Annotated in this window: 20 protein-coding genes and 5 pseudogenes; 23 read left to right on the top strand and 2 right to left on the bottom strand. The window is 35.2% G+C overall.

Features of this window, described 5'->3' with window-relative positions:
- Nucleotides 1–137 precede the first annotated feature (137 nt).
- The 12 genes and pseudogenes from E4T79_RS04045 (at nucleotide 138) to E4T79_RS03990 (ending at nucleotide 13,611) form a co-directional block, all read left to right on the top strand.
- Nucleotides 138–1,808: a recombinase family protein gene (locus E4T79_RS04045; RefSeq protein ID WP_135027968.1), complete on the top strand. Its 1,671-nt coding sequence runs from the start codon at nucleotides 138–140 to the stop codon at nucleotides 1,806–1,808.
- Nucleotides 1,801–3,294 (top strand): recombinase family protein, encoded by a 1,494-nt coding sequence (locus tag E4T79_RS04040; protein WP_135027966.1) that lies wholly within the window; start codon nucleotides 1,801–1,803, stop codon nucleotides 3,292–3,294. Before E4T79_RS04045 ends, E4T79_RS04040 begins: the two co-directional genes overlap by 8 nt.
- 128 nt (nucleotides 3,295–3,422) lie before the next feature.
- Nucleotides 3,423–4,121 carry a DUF5986 family protein gene (locus E4T79_RS04035; RefSeq protein ID WP_135027964.1) on the top strand — a complete coding sequence of 233 codons (699 nt, stop codon included), beginning with the start codon at nucleotides 3,423–3,425 and terminating at the stop codon, nucleotides 4,119–4,121.
- A 14-nt stretch (nucleotides 4,122–4,135) separates the two neighbouring features.
- Nucleotides 4,136–5,299: an XRE family transcriptional regulator gene (locus E4T79_RS04030; protein WP_135027962.1), complete on the top strand. Its 1,164-nt coding sequence runs from the start codon at nucleotides 4,136–4,138 to the stop codon at nucleotides 5,297–5,299.
- Nucleotides 5,300–5,382: 83 nt separating this feature from the next.
- Nucleotides 5,383–10,074: pseudogene (locus E4T79_RS04025) on the top strand (SNF2-related protein); the annotation flags it as partial.
- A gap of 70 nt (nucleotides 10,075–10,144) precedes the next feature.
- On the top strand, nucleotides 10,145–10,444 hold the full coding sequence (locus E4T79_RS04020; RefSeq protein ID WP_000079455.1) for a DUF5962 family protein: 300 nt from the start codon (nucleotides 10,145–10,147) through the stop codon (nucleotides 10,442–10,444).
- Between the two features lie 13 nt (nucleotides 10,445–10,457).
- On the top strand, nucleotides 10,458–10,748 hold the full coding sequence (locus E4T79_RS04015; protein ID WP_000893087.1) for a DUF5966 family protein: 291 nt from the start codon (nucleotides 10,458–10,460) through the stop codon (nucleotides 10,746–10,748).
- Nucleotides 10,749–10,843: 95 nt separating this feature from the next.
- Complete coding sequence (locus tag E4T79_RS04010) at nucleotides 10,844–11,482, top strand: hypothetical protein (protein ID WP_000933071.1); 639 nt, start codon at nucleotides 10,844–10,846, stop codon at nucleotides 11,480–11,482.
- A gap of 39 nt (nucleotides 11,483–11,521) precedes the next feature.
- The gene (locus E4T79_RS04005) at nucleotides 11,522–12,598 is read left to right on the top strand and encodes a toprim domain-containing protein (protein ID WP_000196869.1); all 1,077 of its coding nucleotides are present in this window, start codon (nucleotides 11,522–11,524) and stop codon (nucleotides 12,596–12,598) included.
- Nucleotides 12,599–12,651: 53 nt separating this feature from the next.
- Nucleotides 12,652–12,879, top strand: a complete 228-nt coding sequence (locus E4T79_RS04000) for a DUF5965 family protein (protein WP_001272968.1) — start codon at nucleotides 12,652–12,654, stop codon at nucleotides 12,877–12,879.
- Nucleotides 12,876–13,265, top strand: coding sequence for a DUF5945 family protein (locus E4T79_RS03995; protein WP_000048070.1), 390 nt, complete (start codon nucleotides 12,876–12,878; stop codon nucleotides 13,263–13,265). The genes E4T79_RS04000 and E4T79_RS03995 overlap by 4 nt, the downstream gene beginning before the upstream one ends.
- 49 nt (nucleotides 13,266–13,314) lie before the next feature.
- On the top strand, nucleotides 13,315–13,611 hold the full coding sequence (locus E4T79_RS03990; protein WP_000667758.1) for a hypothetical protein: 297 nt from the start codon (nucleotides 13,315–13,317) through the stop codon (nucleotides 13,609–13,611).
- 8 nt (nucleotides 13,612–13,619) lie between these two features.
- Here E4T79_RS03990 and E4T79_RS11300 read toward each other — a convergent pair.
- Nucleotides 13,620–13,829: pseudogene (locus E4T79_RS11300) on the bottom strand (DUF5960 family protein); the annotation flags it as partial.
- Between the two features lie 70 nt (nucleotides 13,830–13,899).
- On the opposite strand from E4T79_RS11300, the gene E4T79_RS03980 reads away from it, so the two are divergent.
- The 10 genes and pseudogenes from E4T79_RS03980 to E4T79_RS03930 all read left to right on the top strand — a co-directional run bounded on the left by E4T79_RS03980 (nucleotide 13,900) and on the right by E4T79_RS03930 (nucleotide 21,824).
- Nucleotides 13,900–14,577, top strand: coding sequence for an IS6-like element IS1216 family transposase (locus E4T79_RS03980; protein ID WP_001067797.1), 678 nt, complete (start codon nucleotides 13,900–13,902; stop codon nucleotides 14,575–14,577).
- Between the two features lie 181 nt (nucleotides 14,578–14,758).
- Nucleotides 14,759–14,884: pseudogene (locus E4T79_RS03975) on the top strand (ArsR family transcriptional regulator); the annotation flags it as partial.
- Between the two features lie 65 nt (nucleotides 14,885–14,949).
- The gene (locus E4T79_RS03970; RefSeq protein ID WP_000385048.1) at nucleotides 14,950–15,243 is read left to right on the top strand and encodes a metalloregulator ArsR/SmtB family transcription factor; all 294 of its coding nucleotides are present in this window, start codon (nucleotides 14,950–14,952) and stop codon (nucleotides 15,241–15,243) included.
- 1 nt (nucleotide 15,244) lies between these two features.
- Complete coding sequence (gene arsD, locus E4T79_RS03965) at nucleotides 15,245–15,616, top strand: arsenite efflux transporter metallochaperone ArsD (RefSeq protein WP_000049327.1); 372 nt, start codon at nucleotides 15,245–15,247, stop codon at nucleotides 15,614–15,616.
- Nucleotides 15,617–15,749: 133 nt separating this feature from the next.
- A complete protein-coding gene (gene arsR, locus E4T79_RS03960) occupies nucleotides 15,750–16,097 on the top strand; it encodes an As(III)-sensing metalloregulatory transcriptional repressor ArsR (protein ID WP_000384355.1) in 348 nt (115 codons plus the stop codon).
- Nucleotides 16,098–16,132: 35 nt separating this feature from the next.
- Nucleotides 16,133–17,875, top strand: coding sequence for an arsenite efflux transporter ATPase subunit ArsA (arsA, locus tag E4T79_RS03955; protein ID WP_000781150.1), 1,743 nt, complete (start codon nucleotides 16,133–16,135; stop codon nucleotides 17,873–17,875).
- Between the two features lie 36 nt (nucleotides 17,876–17,911).
- Nucleotides 17,912–18,142, top strand: a pseudogene (locus E4T79_RS03950) (arsenical-resistance protein); the annotation flags it as partial.
- A gap of 20 nt (nucleotides 18,143–18,162) precedes the next feature.
- Nucleotides 18,163–19,836: an FAD-dependent oxidoreductase gene (locus E4T79_RS03945; RefSeq protein WP_000706535.1), complete on the top strand. Its 1,674-nt coding sequence runs from the start codon at nucleotides 18,163–18,165 to the stop codon at nucleotides 19,834–19,836.
- Nucleotides 19,837–20,125: 289 nt separating this feature from the next.
- Nucleotides 20,126–21,061 carry an ABC transporter ATP-binding protein gene (locus tag E4T79_RS03935; protein ID WP_000119359.1) on the top strand — a complete coding sequence of 312 codons (936 nt, stop codon included), beginning with the start codon at nucleotides 20,126–20,128 and terminating at the stop codon, nucleotides 21,059–21,061.
- Complete coding sequence (locus E4T79_RS03930; protein ID WP_000490874.1) at nucleotides 21,054–21,824, top strand: ABC transporter permease; 771 nt, start codon at nucleotides 21,054–21,056, stop codon at nucleotides 21,822–21,824. The genes E4T79_RS03935 and E4T79_RS03930 overlap by 8 nt, the downstream gene beginning before the upstream one ends.
- Before the next feature lie 112 nt (nucleotides 21,825–21,936).
- On the opposite strand, the gene E4T79_RS03925 is transcribed toward E4T79_RS03930, so the two are convergent.
- Nucleotides 21,937–22,167 carry a CHAP domain-containing protein gene (locus E4T79_RS03925; RefSeq protein ID WP_001875682.1) on the bottom strand — a complete coding sequence of 77 codons (231 nt, stop codon included), beginning with the start codon at nucleotides 22,165–22,167 and terminating at the stop codon, nucleotides 21,937–21,939.
- Between the two features lie 7 nt (nucleotides 22,168–22,174).
- On the opposite strand from E4T79_RS03925, the pseudogene E4T79_RS03920 reads away from it, so the two are divergent.
- A pseudogene (locus E4T79_RS03920) lies at nucleotides 22,175–22,285 on the top strand (helix-turn-helix domain-containing protein); the annotation flags it as partial.
- Between the last annotated feature and the right edge of the window lie 99 nt (nucleotides 22,286–22,384).

The following is a 22,384-nucleotide window of genomic DNA, read 5'->3' as shown; positions in this document are numbered from 1 at the left end:
AACTTACTGAAGACCCTTATAAAAGAAGAAAGTGAAAACAAGTCCGAAGTAAAGAAGAATTTGATTTCAATAAATAAGGTATTTGGAAATGCTCTTGAAAATAAGACTCCAATGCAATTAGCAGGAGGTGTTTTATAATGGCAAGAACTTCCAAAAGATATATTGAAAAGAAAATTGAAAAGACAGAAAGAAAAGTCTTTAAGGCCGGAATTTATACAAGACTATCAAACGAAAGAACAGAAGAGTGGAGAGAAAAATCATACTCAATAGAAACTCAAATACTGTCTTGTAAAGAATATGCATTAAAAGAAAATATAGATGTTTTAGAAGTTTACACTGACTATGAATATAGTGGGACAAACTTTGAAAGACCATCATTTCAGAATATGATGCAAGATATTAGGGATAGAAGAATCAATTGTATTATTATCAGAGATTTATCAAGACTTGGAAGAGAATACCTTGAAATGGGAAGATTGATTGATAAAGTATTTCCATTTCTAGGTGTTAGATTTATTTCTGTTAATGATAAATTAGACACAGTCAAAGAAACAGATTCAAAGAAATCTTTTGAGGTTACTCTTAAAAATATTATCAACGATATGTATGCTAAGGATATTTCAGTTAAGATAAAGACCTCAAAACACAATAGAGCAAGAAACGGATACTTTATTGGATCTGTTCCACCTTATGGCTATAAGATTAAAAAATCTAAAGAAGGTCAAAAACTTGTAATTGATGAAAATGTTAGATTTATAGTTGAAGATATGTTTGATTTAACTCTTCAAGGTAAAAGCCAATATGAAGTAGCAAAGCATTTTAATGAAAAAGGCTATGCTCCTGGAATGATTTATTATAAAACTGGGAGAGTTTACAGAGAAAATGATGATCCTGAATGGAATAAAGGGACAATTTCTAAAATGCTTACAAACCCAGCTTATACGGGGACTTTAGTACAAGGAGTTAAGCAACAAAATCTTGCAAAAGGAATTAAACAACATTTTGTAGATGAAAGTCAGTATATAATTTGTGAGAATGCACATGAAGCAATCATTTCTAAGGAAGTTCACGAAAGAATCTTACGAGAAAGACGAGAGAGAAAGAAAAATCATGTTTTCAGTTCGCCAATGCACAATTTTGAAAATAGGGACTATGAGAACAGATTTAAGGGTCTTGTAATCAATAATAATACTGGCAAAGAACTTAATAGAAGAACTCGTATCTATGGTAAAAATAAAGATAGACTTTACTATTCATTTCAGAACGAAAGATTTAGTGGAAGTATAAAACCCGAAAAATCAGTATTCATTATGGAAAGAGATTTGGATCAGGCTATTAGCGATAAAATTTCTGAGTTTATTATGAAGACAACTAGCAAGACAAAATTTGTTAATAGAATTAAAGCTAGATTTAATAAAGCAATAGATACTTTTAAGAAAGATATTGAAAATCTTAAAAGAAAAAATATAAATGAAGAAAATATCATTCAAAGAGCCTATGAAGAATATAGTCTAGGTAAGATTGATAGAGATGAGTATATATTAAGAAGAGAGATTGCTCAAAGTCATATATCTACATTTGATAATGAGATTTCAGCAATTGAAGTTAATATCTCAAAGCTTAAAAAAGAAAGATTAAAATCAACAAAATGGATAAATGATTTATATGCTTCAAAGAATTTGGAAAAGCTACCTGGTGATTTAATCCATAGCTTAATTGAAAAAATAATAGTTTATGATAAACACGAATTTGAAATAGTCTTTAAATTCAATATAGATAATTTGGTAGGAGGAACAGACGATGAGTAAGATTGCTCTTTATATTAGATTATCCGTTGAAGATATGATAAAGACTGATGAGAGTGAAAGTATCATAAACCAAAGAGCATATCTAAACGATTATCTCGACAAGAATGAAGAATTTAAGAACTTCACAAGAGAAGAATATGTCGATGACGGATATTCTGGAACAAATGAAAATAGACCAGCCTTTCAAAGAATGCTCGAAGATGTAAAGAAAAATAACATCCAGACGATAATTGTAAAAGACTTGTCCAGATTTATGAGAGATTATATAACACTTGGAGATTATCTTGAAAACATATTTCCATTCCTAGGAGTAAGATTTATCGCCATAAATGATGGCTATGATAGTAACAAAGAAAAGGGAAATGGAACAGATTTAGATATTCAATTCAAGGGACTATTATATGATTTCTACACAAAAGATATTTCTGAAAAGGTAAAGTCATCTATGACTACACTTAAAAAACAAGGAAAGTTTTTAGCTTGGAGTCCACCTTTAGGATATATGAAAGATCCTAATGATAGACACAAAATCATAGTTGATGAAGAAACAGCTTGGATAGTAAAGAAGATTTTTAAACTTGCACTTGATGGTATATCTTCAAGAAATATAGCTAAGATATTAAATGAAGAAAAAATTCCAACACCATCAAAAAGAAAGAGCGAATTAACAAATCTTGATTTCGAATATTCAATAATTAGAACTGCAAAAAAGCCTAGACCAACTTGGACTAATGGCAATGTAATAGATGTATTAGCAAATGAAAATTATACTGGAACTTACACTTTTAATATGCAAGATAAGTCAGTGTTAAATCCATCTTCTTTTAAATTTAAACCAAAAGAAGAATGGGGAAGAGTTGAGAATAATCATGAAGCTATTATATCTAAAGAAGACTTTGAAAAAGTTCAAAAGATTAAAGAGAAGAATCTATTTATGAAAGGTAAAAATACCGATTATGAATGGAGAAAAAAATCTCCACTACAAGGCTTTGCAAAATGTCCAACTTGTAATCACATTTTAGGATGCGTTCAATCAAAAAGAAAACGAAAAGATGGAAGCATAAGAGTTCACACATATTTTACTTGTAGGATATGTAAGTGTAATAATGTAAAACATAAGAACTCAAGAGCAGGAAGCCTTGAAGAGCAAGTATTTGAAGCAATAAAAGAAAAATATGGTCTAGAAGATTCAAGCAAAGATGAAAAAATAAAAGTTAAACCTATGGAAAAATCTATCGAAGATCTTGAAGCTAAGAAAATGCAAAATTTTGAGAAGTATAAATTAGGCAAGATGAATAGACAAAAATTCATTGACTCTAAAAATTTGATAGATGAAGAAATACAAGCGATAAAAGAAAAAATACTAAAAGCAAAAGAAGAAAAAGAAGTAATAGACAACACTAAACTCACCAGAGAATTGATGGAAAAATATATAGACTCAGTATTCTGTGAAGGAAATGAAGTGTTGAACATAATATGGAAGTAGCAAAGGGAGTGAGCAATCACTCTCTTTTACAACTAAATATTGGACAAATTTTGAGAAAAATGTAAAATAATTGACTTTTTCAAAAATATAAGCTACAATATAGACAAATACAATTTGGAGGTTTATAATTGAAAAAGTTAAAAGAAATTATAGCTAATGTCATTGTCGAAGCATTAGAACAAGATTTTTTAGATTGTAAATATAAATTAAACTTAGATACTCATAATTGTTTTGGTGGATTAAAATCAGATGTTATAAATACTAAGTTAAGGGAAGTATTGACTTCTGAGAATTATATAATTCATAAATTTAAAAGATATGCATGGGAAGGAAGATTTATTTTAGATTTAGAAAGCAAATCTTTAGTAAGTATTACTAGTATATCGAATTTGAATAGAATACCAAAAGATAAAAATCGAAGAGTTCCTCATTATATGCAATCTATCTTATATTATTTAAATAGTGAAATTGATACTAATAAGCAAATATCTTTTGATTTAGGTAAAACTTTTAATCCAGATGTATACGAACAAGATTTTAAAAATATATTTTCTGGTTTAGATATAAATTTAAGTGATTTCACTTATTATGTAGTTGCATATGATTATAAGGCAAATAAAATAAATGAAATGAATTGGTATTTATTAGGAAACGAATTTAATATAGCGAAGAAAGAGTCTATTATGAATCTGATAAATCCTGATTTTATCAATTTAACAAGACTAGAAAATGACTTTAGTGATGAATTAACTGAAATAGCAGAAAATAAACCTAATAAAGGTATTAAACTAGGATTAAAAGAGAAAAATGTAAAAAAACATGGCTAAGAGGAGATTAAAGTATGAGTTCGAAATTTAATGGGGATAGATTAAAAACAGCTAGAATATATAGAAGTATGACGTTAGCTGAATTAGGAAAATCTTTAGATTTGAGCAAACAAACACTATCCTTGTATGAAAATAATAAAGGGAATCCTGATTTTTCAACAGTTATTAAATTATCGAAAACATTACATTTTCCTATTAATTATTTTTTTCAAGAGAAAAATATCAATATCACTTCTGGTACTACTTATTTTAGATCATTGAGTAGCACAAGTAAAAAAAGTAGATCAGCAGAAATTACAAAAGTTGAATTTATAGGTGCTTTATATGAAGCACTATACAATTACATCGAATTTCCAGTTCTAAACCTACCAAAAATAAATATAAATAGCCAAAATTTAAAGGATGAAGAAATTGAAAATGTTGCTATAAAACTTAGAGAGTTTTGGGATTTAGGCTATGATCCAATAAATGATTTACAATATACATTAGAAGAGAATGGCTTAATAGTAACAGGAATGAATGTAGCAGACCAAAGAATAGATGCATATAGTCAAGTTGTAAATATTGATGGTATAGAAAACTATATTATTGTGTTATCTGTTGGAAATAAAGGTAAAGCAAGGATAAATTTCGATTTAGCACACGAATTAGGTCACATATTATTACATCCTTGGACAGAAGATATTGAAACCCTATCTAATGATGAATTTAAAGATAGAGAGAGACAAGCAAATAAGTTTGCAAGTTCTCTTTTACTTCCAAAAGAAACATTTTCAAAGGATTGTTCAAGATATCCAACAGAATTAGAATATTATATTAGGCTGAAGAAAAAGTGGGGAGTCTCTATACAAGCTATGCTCTATAGAGCGTGTGATTTGGATATTATATCAAATAATCAGTTTCAGTATTTAATGCGTCAAATTAGTAGTAAAGGTTGGAGAAAAAAAGAACCTGGAGATACACCTCATGTTTTAAATGAAAATATTTTTAAGATGGGTATAGAATTACTATTAGATAACAATTATACCAAACAGGATGTAACTAATATTTTTGAGGAATCATCGATAAATTTGTTCAGTGATGAAATTGAAGAATTGCTAAATTTACCAAGTAAATATTTAAATGTTGATGATAAACCTAAAAATAATATTATAGAATTAAAACTTAATAAACACTAATAATTATGAATTTCGCGGAGCTAATAAGCTCCATTTTTTATCTTAATAATTGGTGATTTTTTGTCATAAGCTTGACATGAGAGGGAACAGGGAATTTCTTTGCGGCTATGCCAAAACACTTAAGAGAAAAGAGTGAGTTGTATGGCGTAGAGTTAGATACTATTACAGGAGCTATTGCCAAACACCTTCATCCTAATAGTCATATTGAAATTAAGGGATTTGAGACGGTGGCTTTTAACGACAATAGTTTTGATTTGGTGATTTCAAATGTGCCCTTTGCCAATATACGAATTGCGGATAATAGGTACGATAGGCCTTACATGATTCATGACTACTTTGTCAAAAAGTCACTTGATTTGCTTCATGATGGTGGACAAGTAGCGATTATCTCTTCCACAGGAACTATGGATAAGCGAACAGAAAACATCTTACAAGATATTCGTGAGACAACTGAATTTCTTGGTGGGGTTCGACTGCCTGACTCTGCCTTTAAGGCCATTGCAGGAACGAGTGTCACAACGGATATGTTATTCTTCCAGAAACACTTAGACAAGGGATATGTGGCAGACGATTTAGCCTTTTCAGGTTCCATTCGCTATGACAAGGATAGTCGCATTTGGCTCAATCCTTATTTTGATGGAGAATACAATAGCCAGGTGCTAGGAACCTACGAGGTCAGGAATTTTAACGGAGGAACACTTTCTGTTAAGGGGACTAGTGATGACTTGATTGCAAGTGTTGAAACAGCTCTAAATCACGTTAAGGCCCCAAGAGAGATTGATAGAAATGAGGTCATCATTAACCCAGATGTGTTGACCAAACAAGTCAATGATACCTCCATTCCAGCTGAAATGAGGGAAAATCTAGGTCAGTACAGTTTTGGTTATCAGGGGTCTACAGTTTACTATCGAGATAACAAAGGCATTCGAGTCGGAACCAAGACGGAAGAAATCAGTTACTATGTCGATGAAGAGGGCAACTTCAAAGCATGGGACACCAAACATTCTCAAAAGCAGATTGATCGCTTTAATGCCTTAGAAGTGACTGATAACACTGCTCTGGATGTCTATGTGACCGATGATGCAGCCAAACGTGGTCAGTTTAAGGGGTATTATAAAAAGACAGTTTTCTATGAAGCTCCATTGTCTTATAAAGAAGTGGCACGTATCAAAGGAATGGTCGATATTCGCAATGCCTACCAAGAAGTTATTGCCATTCAACGCTATTATGACTATGATAAGGAGACCTTTAACCACTTGTTAGGCAAACTCAATCGTACCTATGATAGCTTTGTCAAACACTATGGGTATTTGAATAGTGCTGTGAACCGCAATCTTTTTGATAGTGATGATAAGTATTCGCTTCTTGCTAGTTTGGAAGATGAAAGTCTGGATCCAAGTGGAAAGTCTGTTATCTATACTAAATCCCTTGCCTTTGAGAAGGCTCTAGTGCGTCCTGAAAAAGAGGTTAAAAAGGTGCATACTGCCCTTGATGCCTTAAATTCGAGCTTGGCTGACGGACGAGGTGTTGATTTCGCTTATATGATGTCTATCTATCAGGTTGAATCGCAGATGACCTTGATTGAGGAGTTAGGCGACCTCATTATGCCTGATCCTGAGAAGTATTTGAATGGAGAATTGACCTATGTTTCTCGCCAAGACTTTCTTTCAGGGGATGTCGTCACTAAGTTAGAAGTGGTAGATCTATTCGTCAAACAAGACAATCAGGACTTTAACTGGTCACATTATGCGGGACTTCTAGAAGCTATCAAACCAGCCCGTATTACTTTGGCAGACATTGATTATCGAATCGGTTCACGCTGGATTCCTCTGGCTGTTTATGGAAAATTTGCCCAAGAAACCTTTATGGGGAAAGCCTATGAACTGTCAGACCAAGAAGTAGCGACAGTCCTAGAAGTCAGTCCCATTGACGGGGTTATCACTTACCAATCTAAGTTTGCCTACACCTATTCCAACGCAACGGATAGGAGTTTAGGTGTCCCTGCTTCACGCTATGATAGTGGTCGAAAAATCTTTGAAAATCTCCTGAATTCCAATCAACCAACCATCACAAAACAAGTTGTCGAAGGGGATAAGAAAAAGAATGTGACGGATGTAGAGAAAACAACGGTCCTGCGTGCCAAGGAAACACACCTACAAGAACTCTTTCAAGGTTTTGTAGCAAAGTATCCAGAAGTCCAACAAATGATTGAAGACACCTATAATAGGCTCTACAATCGTACGGTATCAAAGTCCTATGATGGTAGTCATTTAACCATTGATGGACTTGCTCAGAATATCTCCTTACGTCCTCACCAAAAGAATGCCATTCAACGAATTGTCGAGGAAAAACGTGCTCTACTAGCTCATGAAGTTGGTTCAGGTAAAACACTTACCATGCTTGGGGCAGGATTCAAACTGAAAGAACTCGGAATGGTACATAAACCACTTTATGTGGTGCCGTCTAGTCTGACTGCTCAGTTTGGTCAAGAAATCATGAAATTTTTCCCTACCAAGAAAGTCTATGTGACTACTAAGAAAGACTTTGCCAAAGCCAAACGCAAGCAGTTTGTGTCCCGTATTATTACAGGGGACTATGATGCCATTGTCATTGGGGATTCACAATTTGAGAAGATACCGATGAGTCGTGAAAAACAGGTCACCTATATCAATGACAAACTTGAGCAACTCCGAGAAATCAAGCTAGGAAGTGACAGTGATTACACGGTGAAAGAAGCGGAACGTTCGATTAAGGGATTAGAACACCAGTTGGAAGAACTCCAAAAACTAGAGCGAGATACCTTTATTGAGTTTGAAAACCTTGGAATTGATTTTCTTTTTGTGGATGAGGCTCATCACTTCAAGAATATCCGTCCAATCACTGGACTTGGGAATGTAGCTGGAATCACCAACACAACTTCTAAAAAGAACGTGGATATGGAGATGAAGGTGAGACAAGTACAGGCAGAGCATGGAGATAGAAATGTCGTTTTTGCGACAGGAACACCAGTTTCTAACTCTATTAGTGAACTTTTCACCATGATGGATTACATTCAACCTGATGTCTTGGAACGATACCTGGTATCAAATTTTGACTCCTGGGTTGGGGCTTTTGGGAATATCGAAAACTCCATGGAACTAGCCCCGACAGGAGATAAGTACCAACCCAAGAAACGGTTCAAGAAATTTGTCAACCTTCCTGAACTCATGCGAATCTACAAGGAAACTGCCGATATTCAGACCTCAGACATGCTTGATTTACCAGTACCGGAAGCTAAGATTATTGCGGTGGAAAGCGAGTTAACGCAAGCTCAGAAATACTATTTGGAAGAGCTGGTAAAGCGTTCAGACGCTATCAAGTCAGGTAGTGTTGATCCAAGTAGAGATAACATGCTTAAAATCACAGGAGAAGCCAGAAAACTAGCTATTGATATGCGGTTGATTGACCCTACTTACTCCTTATCGGATAATCAGAAAATCCTTCAAGTAGTCGATAATGTCGAGCGGATTTACCGTGATGGAGCTGGAGACAAAGCCACTCAGATGATTTTCTCAGATATTGGAACCCCTAAAAGTAAGGAAGAAGGGTTTGATGTCTACAATGAACTTAAGGACTTGTTTGTCGATCGAGGGATACCAAAAGAAGAAATTGCCTTTGTCCATGATGCCAATACTGATGAGAAGAAAAACTCTCTGTCACGCAAGGTCAATAGTGGAGAAGTACGGATTCTCATGGCTTCTACGGAAAAAGGGGGAACAGGATTAAACGTCCAATCTCGCATGAAAGCTGTCCACCATTTAGACGTTCCCTGGAGGCCCTCAGACATTGTCCAGCGAAATGGACGACTAATTCGACAAGGAAACATGCACCAGGAGGTAGATATTTATCACTATATTACTAAAGGGAGCTTTGACAATTACCTCTGGCAGACGCAGGAGAATAAGCTAAAGTATATCACCCAGATAATGACCTCAAAAGATCCTGTGAGATCAGCTGAAGACATTGATGAACAAACCATGACCGCCTCAGACTTTAAGGCATTGGCAACTGGGAACCCTTATCTCAAACTCAAAATGGAGTTGGAAAATGAACTGACAGTTTTAGAGAATCAAAAACGAGCCTTTAATCGCTCCAAAGACGAGTATCGCCATACCATTTCCTATAGCGAGAAGCACCTCCCTATTATGGAAAAACGGTTGAGTCAATATGATAAAGATATTGCCCAATCTTTGGCAACAAAGTCGCAAGATTTTGTCATGAGATTTGATAATCAGAAAATGGATAATCGTGCAGAAGCAGGGGACTATCTGCGAAAACTCATTACCTATAACCGCTCAGAGACCAAGGAAGTCAGAACACTTGCAAGCTTTAGAGGATTTGACTTAAAAATGACTACACGAGGTCTTAGTGAGCCCTTACAAGAGACCGTCTCTTTAACGATTGTAGGTGATAACCAATATACAGTCGCTCTTGATTTGAAATCAGACGTGGGAACCATTCAACGGATTAGTAATGCCATTGACCATATAATAGATGACCAAGAAAAGACAGAAGGGCTGGTAAAGGATTTAAAAGATAAGCTACGAGTAGCCAAAGTAGAAGTTGAAAAAGTCTTTCCAAAGGAAGAAGATTATCAACTTGTAAAGGCTAAGTATGATGTTTTAGCTCCCTTGGTTGAAAAAGAAGCAGAAATTGAGGAGATAGATGCAGCTTTGGCCAAGTTTAGTGAAGATACAACACCCCAAATGAAGCAACAAATAGCACTCGAGATATAAGAAAAAAGGCTGACAAATATTTTTGAACGCGGTAAAATGAAGTCAAGAAATCACAAAAGGAGAATAGATCATGGCCCAAACACTAGATGAAATGCGTTATCAACTTGAAGAATGGTTGACACAAGGCTTTACAAGCCCAGAAGATAGGGCAAACTACCAAACTTTAAAGGAACAGTATGAAGATGAAACACTTGATTATAGCTATTCAAAGCGTGAAATCACTGGACAGCTGGAACTCATCATCACAAGTCGTGAGAGTGATTTTCCAAGCTTAGATGAGGTAATGAAAGCGGAATACCTTGACTTGGTTGCCCAACTTGATGAACTTGACCAGGAACAGGCTAGCTACTACCGTAAGCAGTTGCCCTAGAAAGAGGTGTAGGATGTTGGAACAAATTCTACAAAGCCTCCTGATTATCGTAGCAATAGGACTAATGTTGCTTGTCCTTTATCAGATTGTGAAAGTTTCAGGTGCTTTGTTTCTTATAGGACTCATCAGTGGATTAGTCTTTATTGAAATCTATGGAATTTACCTCTTTTTCACAGAGAGAGGTCTCTATACAGAAGATTTAGCCACCAATGGTATTTGGAGTTTTACTGGATTTTTTATAGCTTTAAATCTATTTCTAGTTTTTAGCATTATTATGAAGTGGTGGAAAAATAGAATAGTTTAACATGGAGGATTACCAAATGGTAGTCCTTTTTCTTGTGATAAAATCTCCAAGTTAATCTTGTTATGATGTGGCTATCACTAATAAAGGAGTAAGCCATGTTAAACAAAGTGAAAGCTCGATTTCTGATTGGAGTTGGAGGTTTAATCGCAGTCAGTTTTATGGTCATGATTGGCTACACGATTGGCTCACAATCCGTTTCAAAACAAACAGAGAACCAAATACGAGCAGAAGCAAATAAACTTGTGACAAAGGAAAAGCAGGAAGAAAAAGCAACTGTTTTATCAGATGAGCTTGTCAATGAATTTCTCACTCAATATTTCACCAAGGTTCAGCTGGGTGAAAATAACGCTCGTATCAAGCCTTACATGACAGACTCGGCATTTTCGGAAGAGGAAGCAAATCAGAATAAAGCGATCAATCAAGTTTATAAAGATTATATGCTTGACTACCGATTAGAATCAGCCAGTATCTATGTCAATACAGAAAGCAATGTTGCACTTGCGGAAGTTTCATATCAAGTGAGCTATGTTTCTGATTTGAGTGAGCAACAACAGCGAACCACTCAGACAGAAACCAAGACGGTTATCTTATCCTACTCCAAAGTTTCCGACAAGCTCTTGGTAAATCAAGTAACCATCTGGAATGGAAAACTGGAAGACATGAAAGAAGCAACAGATGGAGCCAATTCCAGCATACCAACGATCCAAGGAACTACAACAAGCGAGAATAACTAGCAGGAGACAGTCTTCTGCTTTTTTTGATAGGGAGACAAGATGACACGAATTAAAGCAGTAAAACAAAAGGCCATTTTAGATGTGGCTGAAAGTCTGGGTTATTCCTTCAGACGTTTATCAGGACAAATTTTTGAACATCCAGACCATGATTCCTTTCGGATTTTTGCCGATACCAATACTTTCAAATGGTTTTCAAGAGATATACAAGGGGATGTGATAGACTTTGTTCAATTAGTAGCAGGTGTTACTTTCAAAGAGGCTGTGTCTTATCTTGAAACTGGAGATTTTGAACAAGCTAAGGTGATAGAAGAAACTTATCAACCGTTTTACTATTATTTGCGTGAAGAACCCTTTCAGCAAGCACGTACTTACTTGAAAGACATCCGTGGACTAAGTAATCAGACTATCAATTCCTTTGGCAGACAAGGATTGCTTGCTCAAGCTACTTATCAAGCGGAGTCAGTTTTAGTGTTTAAAAGCTATGACCATAATGGTAGATTACAGGCCGCAAGCTTTCAGGGTCTCGTCAAAAATGAAGAAAAACACAAACGTGGTTATTTGAAGAAAATCATGAATGGATCTCATGGCCATGTCGGTATTAGTTTCGATATTGGGAATCCCAAGCGACTCATTTTTTGTGAATCCGTTATCGATATGATGAGTTATTATCAGCTTCACCAAAAGCAATTATCCGATGTTCGCCTGATTTCAATGGAAGGCTTAAAACTTTCTGTGATTGCTTATCAGACCTTGCGTCTAGCAGCAGAGGAACAGGGGAAATTGGTATTTCTAGATACAGTAAAACCAAGCAGACTTAGCCATTATCTTCAGGCAATACAAGAGACGACAACCTTTTTTCAAACTCATTCAAACGTCATAACAATGGCTGTTGATAACGATGAAGCAGGAAGAGAATTTTTTCAGAAACTGTCAGATAAAGGACTTCCAATCACCAAAGATTTACCACCATTGCAGGGACTTGAAACAAAGTCAGATTGGAATGATATTGTGAAACAACAGAAAGAAATATCCTTAAGCAATCTTATTCAGTCAGCCCATATACAAGCCATTAAGAATCATCCTCCACCAAAACGAGAGCGTGCTATGGAATTGTGATAACAAAATCAAGTCCACTATCATAATCTAGAAAGTGACAAGGAGGACACCCTATGAGTGCGATTGAACGTCTGGCTGAAAAAGTAGCTAGACAAGAAGAAAAAGTCTCACGTGAGACTGAGAAATTGGAACACTATCGTGACCAACTACAAACTGCAATGTATAGCACCTTTATTAAACGGCAACAATCTAGTCAGTTGTCATTTCATGAAGCACTAGAGCAAGCCTTTGGTAAAGAAACCACACTACACCTAAATTACAGAAATGAGGATATAGAATGAGTAAAACATGGAATTTTGATCAGCCACTAGACGATGTGAAATCAACATCGTCCCATGAAGAACGAGCTAAAATCGCAGCACTCTTCCATAAACAGGATGAAAAACCAATTGAAGAAGTAGATTATGTGGCTGCTTTTGAACAGCAACAAAAGGAGTCAGAATCTAAAGATGTACAAACGCTCGCATCAACCATTAAACAAAGTCAGCCGAAGAAGGTAAATATCACAAGTGACTATAAACAACACTTGGCTGATACCATTGCACAAAACAACAAGGATATTTCCGCCTGTCAGAAGCAAATTGAAGAACTTCATCAATTGATTGATGAAAAGAAAATCCAAAATAAAAAGTTACAGGCTATTTCAGTAGCCATTGATGATTTATAAGTCAGGTAGTCCTATGCGGGCTACCTTTTTACGATTTAAGGAGAAGAAAATGAAATTCTTTAAAAAGAAAAATCAGAACCAGGATCAATTTAAACGACTGATTCATAGACTATCAGAGATGTCAGATACTGAACAAACCAAAGTAGAGCAACTCCTAGATGTGGTTTTTGATCCAAGTTTCAAGCCTAGCAAGAACGTAGAAGTGTCTCGAAACATTACAAACACAGAGGAACATAATCTTGATAAGACAATTCAAGAAGCGAAAAATAAACTGAATACTGAGCAGTTGAAAAAAAACATTGAGAGATTTAGACAAGGTAGGCGAGAGAGCAATAATAACAAATAACAGACCAATTATTTTGGCCTGTTTTTTGAAATATGTGTCATCGTTGAATCGTAACAATATAGTCTAACTAGATTATTATCTCGTGAAGGTTCTACATTGAACATAAAATAATGGTCACGATGGTCTTTCGAATTTTCCTTATTTAGCTTAAAATAGGGCTTTTGAGATTTTGCCATGGCAAGCATAATATCATCTGTTAAGAAAGTAAGTGGAGGGTTCTGTTGCAAAGTTTTAAATCTACTACCAAATAAGGTAGAATAATAGAAAAAGATAGCAGGAGGAATGACGATGAATCCTTTTAAAGGAAAGAAATTTCAGCAGGATGTGATTATTGTAGCCGTGGGCTACTATCTTCGTTATAACCTTAGCTATCGTGAAGTTCAAGAAATCTTATATGATCGTGGCATTAACGTTTCTCATACGACGATTTATCGTTGGGTGCAAGAATATGGCAAACTACTCTATCAAATTTGGAAAAAAAATAAAAAATCCTTTTATTCATGGAAAATGGATGAAACGTACATCAAAATTAAAGGAAAATGGCATTATTTGTATCGAGCCATCGATGCAGATGGTTTAACCTTGGATATTTGGTTACGTAAAAAACGGGACACACAAGCAGCCTATGCTTTTCTTAAGCGGTTAGTGAAGCAGTTTGATGAACCGAAGGTTGTAGTCACAGATAAAGCCCCCTCTATTACAAGTGCCTTTAAGAAACTAAAAGAATACGGCTTTTATCAAGGGACAGAACATCGTACCATTAAATACCTGAATAATTTGATTGAACAAGACCATCGTCCAGTAAAGAGACGCAATAAATTCTATCGAAGTTTACGCACTGCCTCTACCACGATTAAAGGCATGGAAGCCATTCGAGGATTATATAAGAAAACCCGGAAAGAAGGCACTCTCTTCGAGTTTTCGGTCTGTACTGAAATCAAGGTATTATTGGGAATCCCAGCTTAAATCATAGATACCGTAAGGGATTTTATTCTTTATTTAAAACTTTGCAACTGAACCTTTCAGGAGATGCTTTAAGAGGTATTTTATAATTTACGATAGGATATAACTCATATTTTACTCATTGACAAAATATAGATAAAGTTCTATATTAAATATAGATGAATTTCTATGTGGAGGTGAGAATATAGATTATTTAGGATTATCAAAAATTATGAAGGCAATTGCAGAGCCTAATAGACTTCAAATATTAGATATGATTTCAACTGGTGAAAAGTGTGCATGTGATATTTTGGATAATTTTGATTTTACTCATTGACAAAATATAGATAAAGTTCTATATTAAATATAGATGAATTTCTATGTGGAGGTGAGAATATGGATTATTTAGGATTATCAAAAATTATGAAGGCAATTGCAGAGCCTAATAGACTTCAAATATTAGATATGATTTCAACTGGTGAAAAGTGTGCATGTGATATTTTGGATAATTTTGATTTTACTCAGCCGACACTATCACATCATATGAAGGTTTTAATTGAGGCGGGAGTAGTAACCGCACGTAAAGAAGGCAAATGGCAATATTATTCTCTGGTAACAGAGAATATTGAAGAATTTCAAGAATTAATACATCAGATATTGAATACAAAACAAAAAGAAGGAGTTATGTAAAATGAGTAAAGTATCGTTGTACGAACCAGCAATGTGTTGTGACACAGGAGTTTGTGGTCCCGGAGTAGATACAGAATTGCTTCGAGTTTCCTCTATTATTCAAACATTGGAAAAAGCCGATGGTGTAGAAGTAGAGCGTTTTAATTTAACAGGTAACCCTGCGGCATTCGTTGAAAATGAAAAAATTGGGGAGTTGTTACAGTCTAAAGGAGCCGACATACTACCAGTTGTTTTATTAGATGGTGAAATTGTGAAAATGGCTGGTTATCCGTCAAATGAGGAGTTTAGTGTCTATACTGGTGTTAATTTCTCAGAGGATAAGAAAGAAGAACAATCAAATAGTTGCTGCTCTCCATCATCTGGATGTTGCTAAAACTAAGAAACTAAAGCTTATGAGAAGAGATTCTCATAGGCTTTTTTATTAAGTGAGACAGAATCTATTGACAATAGATGGATGAACATCTATACTATATATAGAAGAACTTCTATGTATGGAGGGATGAAAGATGGATTATGAATTAACAGCAAAAGTTTTTAAAGCATTAGGAGACCCAAAAAGGGTTCAAATTGTGGATATGCTCTCTTGTGGTGAGCGTTGTGCATGTGATTTATTAGAGCATTTTGAATTTACACAACCAACGCTTTCCCATCACATGAAAGTGTTAATGAATGCAGGGATTGTTCAAGCCAGAAAATCAGGGACATGGCACAATTATTCATTGAATGCGGAGAATATGAAAGTATTATCTGGTGTCATTCAAACAATCATTCAAAACACAGATGACTGTATTTGTCATACGATTGATAATGCTGCATGTTCTTGTGAGGTTAAATGGAGAGTAACAACTGCTTAGAATGATGATGTTAAATTTAAAGGAGGAAACCAAACATGAAATTGTACCAACCAGATCAGCTACCATTAACAAAGTATCTATTTTTTACAGGAAAGGGAGGTGTTGGTAAAACAACGACTGCTTGTGGCACTGCTACTTATTTAGCAGATAGTGGGAAAAAAGTTATGTTAGTCAGTACCGATCCAGCAAGTAATTTACAAGATGTTTTTCAAACAGAATTAACAAATAAAGGGAAAGAAATTCCAGAAGTTCCGGGATTAACTGTAGCAAATTTTGATCCTGTAACAGCAGCTGATGACTATAAAGAAAGTGTTGTAGGACCATTTAGAGGGAAACTACCTGATTCTGCTTTAGCGAATATGGAGGAACAATTATCTGGTTCTTGTACAGTAGAGATTGCTGCCTTCAATGAATTTTCTGGTTTTTTAACTGATCCAGAAGCAGAGAAAAAGTATGATTATATTATTTTTGATACCGCACCAACAGGTCACACGTTAAGGATGTTACAGTTACCGTCTGCATGGAGTAATTTTATGGATGAAAATACAACAGGAGCTTCATGCTTAGGTCAATTATCTGGTTTAGGTGATAAAAAGGAAATTTATGAGCATGCTGTAGCTACATTAGCTGATGGAGCAAAAACAACTTTAATGCTTGTAACTAGACCACAAAAGGCACCACTTTTAGAAGCAGATCGAGCTTCTAAAGAATTACAAGAGATAGGCATTGAAAATCAAGTTTTATTAGTGAATGGCGTCTTAGAGGAAGCAACAGATAGAGTATCTCAATTGATTTATGATGGACAACAAGAAGCGTTGGCACAAATGCCAGATAGTTTGAAAGCTTTTCCTGAGTACAGTATTCCTTTACGTTCTTACAATGTGACTGGTGTTGAAAATCTACGCCAATTGTTGAAATCCAATCAAGGTGAATTTTTAACTGAAATAGTCACACCAAGAGCATTTCCTAGATTGAAAGACATCGTGAATGAGTTGCATCAATCTGATAAAAAAGTGATTTTTACAATGGGTAAAGGTGGCGTTGGGAAAACGACTATTGCTGCGGCAATTGCCACTGGTTTAGCAGATAAAGGCAAGAAAGTTCATTTGGCTACAACCGATCCAGCTGCTCATTTACAATTTGTGATTTCTGAATCCGATCAAATCAAGGTGAGTCATATCGATGAGGACAAGGAATTAGCAGATTATACAGAAGAAGTATTAAGCAAGGCTCGTGAAACGATGTCACCAGATGATGTTGCTTATGTAGAAGAAGATTTACGTTCGCCTTGTACACAAGAAATCGCTGTATTCAGAGCTTTTGCAGAGATTGTGGATGATGCCGATTGTGATGTGGTAGTTATTGATACCGCACCAACAGGACATACATTACTATTACTTGATTCTACCCAAAGCTACCATAAAGAAGTAGAGCGGACATCTGGTGAAGTACCAGAATCAGTGAAACGTCTCTTACCTCGTTTGCAAGATGGAAAAGAAACCGAAGTGGTCATGGTCACTTTACCTGAAACAACACCTGTTTATGAATCTATGCGACTACAGGAAGACTTGGATCGAGCAGGCATTGCTCATACATGGTGGGTCGTGAATAACAGTATGTTAACAAGTGGTACAACAAATCCAATGTTACTAGTCCGAGCACAAAATGAAAATACATGGATTGATAAAGTAGCAGAATTATCTAATAATCATTATGGGGTTGTAGAATGGCATGCAGAAGAAATCTCTGGAGAAGCACTACACAATATATTGAATTAGAAGCATTTTATTTTTTTTATTGATAGATAGAAATTTTTCTATATTTCTAAACGTATGGGAACCAGTTATCCAATTGCAGCTTCATTATCGTTTACCGCAGCGAGCAATAATTTTGAATTAGCAATTGCGGTAGCAGTTGGCGTATTTGGTATTAATTCAGGGGAAGCCTTTGCAGCAGTAATTGGTCCACTAGTGGAAGTTCCGGTTTTGATTGGTTTAGTAAATGTAGCATTGAAATTTAAGCAAAAATATTTTAAGCAAACTTAAAAAAGGAATGAGGCATCTTTATGAAAATTGTGATTATTGGTTCAGTAGCAGCTGGGACAAGTGTGGCTGCAAAGGCTAGACGAAATACAGAGGAAGCAGAGATTGTTGTCTACGACCAAGACAAGGATATTTCCTATTCAATTTGCGGGATTCCTTATTATATAGGAGATGAAGTTGAAGAGTTAGATAAGTTGACCCCTAGAAATGCTGCATGGTTTAAAAAGCGTTATAATGTAGATATTTTTACAGAGCATCGAGTGACAGCTATTCATCCTGAAACTCAAACGCTTGAGGTTGAGAATCTTCAAACAAAGGAGAAGAAAACCGAATCCTATGATGAATTGGTTTTAGCAACAGGAGCCAAACCGATTGTGCCAGAGATTTTTAAAGCACAGCAAGCTAATAGAAATCTTTTTCATGTTCGTACTATTCAAGATGCTGCTGCCATTCACTCATTTATTGAAAAAGAAAAGCCACAACAAGCTACTATTATTGGTGCAGGCTTTATTGGATTAGAAATGGCAGAGCAATTGGTCCATAAAGGAATAGAGGTAACTATTATTCAACGTGGCAATCAAGTCATGAAACAAATGGATGCTGATATGGCTTATCGTGTCCAAAAGGAGCTTGAAAAGAATCATGTTAAGCTCCAACTGAATACAACAATCACAAAAGTAATAGAGAAGGATGGCTATATTACTGAATTAGCAACCAATCAAGAGCAAACAATCAAATCGGATTTAGTCATTCTTGCAGCTGGTGTTACTCCGAATACTTCACTTATTCAATCGACAACTATTCAATTGGGAAAATCTGGTGCGATTAAAGTGAATAAGAAAATGCAGACAACGGTACCACATATTTATGCGGTAGGAGATGTTTCTGAGAGCTATTCTGTCATTACAGATAAACCAATATATCGTCCACTTGGATCAACTGCTAATAAGATGGGTAGAATTGCTGGTGATATCATCACAGGAGGAACACTGGAACATCGTGGTATTTTAGGAACTGGTATTGTTCGAGTTTTTGATTTAGCGGTTGCATATACTGGTTTAACAGAAAAAGAAGCTAAATTAGAAGGATTAGAGACAGCTATTCTTTATAATATTAAGCCAGATCATGCGGACTACTTAGGTGGAAAAGAGCTGACAATCAAAGCTTTAGCAGATAAAAGTAGCGGGAGAATTCTTGGAGCTCAGATTATTGGAGAGCAAGGTGTAGATAAACGAATTGACGTAATTGCCACTGCAATTTCATTTGGTGCAGTAGCAGAAGATTTGTTCCATTTAGACCTTGCTTATGCACCACCATTTGCGACAACGAAAGACCCCGTTCTTTATACTGGAATGGCGTTAGATAATGCAATAAGCAATGGAACACCTTTAATGACCCCAACTGAATTGATTGAGCGACAAGCAAGTGGAGAACAACTGCAAATTATTGATACTCGTTCCAAAAAACAATATGAAATTTCTTGTGTTAAAGGGGCTATCCATATTCCATTAGCAGAAATACGTGATAGAGTGGCGGAGCTAGATAAAAATGTAACAACAATCACGTATTGTAATAAGGGCGTAACTGGAAATGCTGCTCAAAATATCCTGTTAAACGAAGGATTTAAAGAAGTCTATAATTTATCTGGAGGAAATAAAAATTACCAGATAATTGCCCAAATGCTCGCCTCTAACTGATTTAATGATGAAGGGATTAAATAGATGACAGAAGAAAAAAGAGCGTTGGCAAGACTTGCTGGTATCTTGGGAGCTTTCCTCGCTGCCAAACTATTAAACTATCAAATAAATGTTGGTATATTTGTATATTTGTAAATTTTGTTATAATTGTTGTGGTTCTATATGTTTTAGCTAAAAAAAGAGAATCTAAAGCTAAAGAAGACAAAAAATAGTTTGTCGCAAATGCAGTTGCACCTTGACTGCATTTGTTTTTTGACAAAAGAAATATAAGTAAGGAGGTAATGAGTAAATGAGCTATGCACTAGTTTTAAAAGGCTTAAAAAAAGTATATGCGACCGGTGTTGAGGCGCTGCGTGGTATTGATTTAACTGTAGAAGAAGGAGATTTTTACGCACTGCTAGGTCCAAACGGTGCTGGAAAATCAACAACAATTGGAATTATTACCTCACTTGTTAATAAGACTGCTGGTCAAGTGAAGGTTTTTGATTATGATATTGATAATGATTTAGAGCGAGCAAAGCAACAGATTGGTCTTGTGCCGCAGGAATTTAATTTTAATCCGTTTGAAACGGTACAACAAATTGTAGTAAATCAAGCAGGATATTATGGTGTCTCAAGAAAAGAGGCACTGAAACGTAGTGAAAAGTATTTGAAGCAGTCCAATTTATGGGATAAAAGAAATGTTCGTGCCCGTATGTTATCTGGAGGGATGAAACGAAGACTTATGATAGCTCGAGCATTAATGCACGAGCCACGTCTGCTAATTCTTGATGAACCAACTGCTGGAGTGGACATTGAGCTTAGAAGAGAAATGTGGGCATTTTTAAAAGAGTTAAATGAAAGTGGCACAACAATCATTCTTACAACTCATTATTTAGAAGAAGCAGAGATGCTTTGTCGTAACATTGGAATTATTCAATCAGGTGAGCTAATTGAGAATACAAGTATGAAAGCACTTCTATCAAAACTACAATATGAGACTTTCATTTTTGATTTAGATAGCTACGACAAAAAGCCTGTGATAAAAGGTTATAAGCACTTTTTTGAAGATGATCTAACACTTGCTATAGAAGTTGAACGAAATCAGGGAGTTAATAATATTTTTGAGCAGCTCAATCAGCAAAATATCAAGGTTCTTTCTATGCGCAATAAATCAAATAGATTGGAAGAGTTGTTCTTAAAAATTACCGAAGACAAACATCAAAAGGAGGAGAAAAATGTTTAGTTTCTACTTTACAGCACTTAAAAGCTTAGCAGTTAAGGAAACCAACCGTTACCTACGGATATGGGTACAAACTTTAGTGCCTCCTGTTATTACGACCTCATTATATTTTGTTATTTTTGGAAAAATGATTGGTGGTCGTATTGGTGATATGGGCGGCTTCTCCTATATGGAATTTATTGTACCAGGTTTAATTATGATGTCTGCAATCACAAGTTCTTACGCAAATGTTTCTTCATCTTTCTTTTCTCAAAAATTCCAAAAGAATATTGAAGAGCTATTAGTTGCACCTGTACCCACACATGTTATTATTTGGGGATTTGTTATTGGTGGACTGGGTAGGAGTATCTTAGTTGGGACATTGGTTACAGTCATTTCTCTATTTTTTGTTCCACTTCATGTTTATTCATGGTTTATTGTGGTGATTACATTATTGATGACTGCAATTTTATTTTCATTAGCAGGCTTAATTAATGGTGTTTTTGCACAATCTTATGATGATGTTTCAATTGTACCAACATTTGTTTTACAGCCATTAACTTATTTAGGTGGTGTATTTTACGCCATTTCAATGTTGCCGCCATTCTGGCAGTCAGTATCGAAAATTAATCCAATTGTTTATATGATTTCAGGATTTCGTTATGGATTTCTTGGAACGACAGATGTACCAATTATGGTTTCAATTACAATATTAATCCTTTTTATCATCGTTCTTTATGCAATTTGTTATTATTTAGTAGATAAAGGAAAGGGATTAAGAAGTTAATAATTAAAAGACAGTTATTAGAATTAGCTCTTACCTCTAACATATTTGTGGAGATAAGAGCTTTTTTATTTTATTTCATGAAGATTGTACTTTAATGTATCAAAGAATTTGATTATGGTGTCCCATATCCCATGATATAAGGACTGTTTTTTTCATAACTTAGTTTAGCAATTTTGTCTCCTGAATTACCTTCAATTGTGTAAACAATGTTATTTTCTACTTTCTCAACAATTCCTACATGGTCGCTAACAGAATCACCATCCCAGTCAAAAAAGATGATATTACCACTTTTAGGCAAATTACCTTTTCCCAACCACTGATTTTTAGCTTTAAAACTTTGCAACAGAACCGTTCAGGATCTTGAGAATAGGGTCGCTATCTCAAAGATTGCAACAGACTACAATGTGACTAGGCAAACAATTTACCGAATAAAAAAAGAAATCGACCAACTAATTGTATGATTTCTTTTTTGAATCACGTAAACCTGTTTTTAGGATGATATTTATTGTTTTAGTAGTCACATTTACCACTCTAATTATAAATATCATCCAAGGAGATCC

It is taken from the genome of Streptococcus sp. LYSM12, assembly GCF_004569635.1.
Taxonomy (GTDB): Bacteria; Bacillota; Bacilli; order Lactobacillales; family Streptococcaceae; genus Streptococcus.
The sequence above is the reverse complement of the archived record's forward strand: the minus strand, read 5'-3'. Positions and strand labels throughout refer to the sequence as shown.